The 1353-nt window shown below is 72.6% G+C and carries 1 protein-coding gene and 1 pseudogene; one reads left to right on the top strand and one right to left on the bottom strand.

Annotated elements, in window-relative coordinates:
* Nucleotides 1-234: pseudogene (locus KS423_RS45540) on the bottom strand (site-specific recombinase); the annotation flags it as partial.
* A gap of 201 nt (nt 235-435) precedes the next feature.
* Between KS423_RS45540 and KS423_RS45535 the strand changes: the two are divergent.
* On the top strand, nt 436-1353 hold a 918-nt coding region (locus KS423_RS45535; RefSeq protein WP_224285522.1), incomplete at its 3' end, for an MFS transporter.

Genomic DNA, 1353 nt, shown 5'->3' with positions numbered 1-1353 from the left:
GAGCCGCTCGGCGGCGTCCGGCTGGTCGAGCAGCGCGAGCGGCAGGACGGGCGGTCGGGCCCGCCGCCGTTCGGGGCCGGTGGGGGCGGGCCGGTCGGCGAGGGCCCAGGCCCAGGTGTCCAGTGCGATCCGGTAGATCCGCCGGGAGCCGGCGGCGAGCCCGGCGGCGGCCAGGTAGCGCTCGACGGCGACGGCGTACTCGACCGGCGGGAGTCCTGCCGCAGTTTCTTTCACGACCGCCCTCTTTCGCAGTAAATCAATCCCCTCAAGTCGCTCGACCCTAGCCGCAATTCGCAGTAAAGGGCAGGCGGGAAGCCGTAATGGCCAGTATTTACTGCGGCAGGTGGATGGCTGCAGGAAATTGACTCCAAAAGGCTCAACTTTTTCTCCGCAATCCCTTGAACCGCTCCCCGTCGAACCGCAGACTTGCTGCACATGGCAGTGCAGACCGAACGGATCCCGGCCCGCAGAAGGCGTCTGGGAGACCGTCTCGCCGTGCTCGGCGAGCGCGAATTCACGTGGTTCTTCATCGGGTACACGACCTCCCTCGTCGGCTCATCGATGGCGCCGGTCGCGGTCGCCTTCGCGGTGCTCGACGGCGGGGGCGGCGGCACCGACGTGGGGTGGGTGATGGCGGCCCGGATCCTCCCGGTGGTGCTGGTGCTGCTGGCCGGCGGGGTGATCGCCGACCGGCTCGGCAGCCGTCGGGTGATGCTGGGCTCGGACCTGTTACGCGGCTTGGTCCAGGCGCTGTTCGCCGGGCTGCTGGCGGCCGGGCGCGCGCCGGTCTGGGCGATGGTCGCGCTGGTGGCGGTCTGGGGGATCGGCGAGGGGCTGTTCATGCCGGCCTTCGGAGCGGTCGTGCCCGACCTGGTGCGTCGCAAGGAACTGATGGCGGACGCCAACACCCTGCTGGGGCTGGGCCGTTCGGTGTCCGCCGTGGTCGGCCCCGCCACCGCCGGCCTGGTGACCGCCGCCTGGGGCCCGGCGACGGTGCTGCTGGCCGACGCGGTGACGTACGGCGTCGGCGCCTTCGCGCTGGCCAGGCTGCGACTGCCGGTGCGGGCACCGGCCGGCGGGGAGTCGATGATCCGGGACGTCCGGGCCGGCTGGTCGGAGTTCGCCTCCCGCCCGTGGCTGTGGATCACCACCGTGCAGATGGGCCTGTTCAACCTGCTGGTCTGGGCCCCCTTCCTGGTGCTCGGCCCGCTGCTCGCGCAGCAGGGCCTCGGCGGCGCCCGTGCCTGGGGCCTGGTGATGGGCGGCTACGGCGCCGGCGCGGTGCTGGGAGGCCTGCTGATGCTCGGCCGGGCGCCCGCCCGTCCGCTCGCGGTGGCGTCGGTGGCGGCGCTG

Source organism: Streptomyces sp. LS1784 (assembly GCF_020103755.1).
Classification (GTDB): domain Bacteria; phylum Actinomycetota; class Actinomycetes; order Streptomycetales; family Streptomycetaceae; genus Kitasatospora.
The sequence above is the reverse complement of the archived record's forward strand: the minus strand, read 5'-3'. Positions and strand labels throughout refer to the sequence as shown.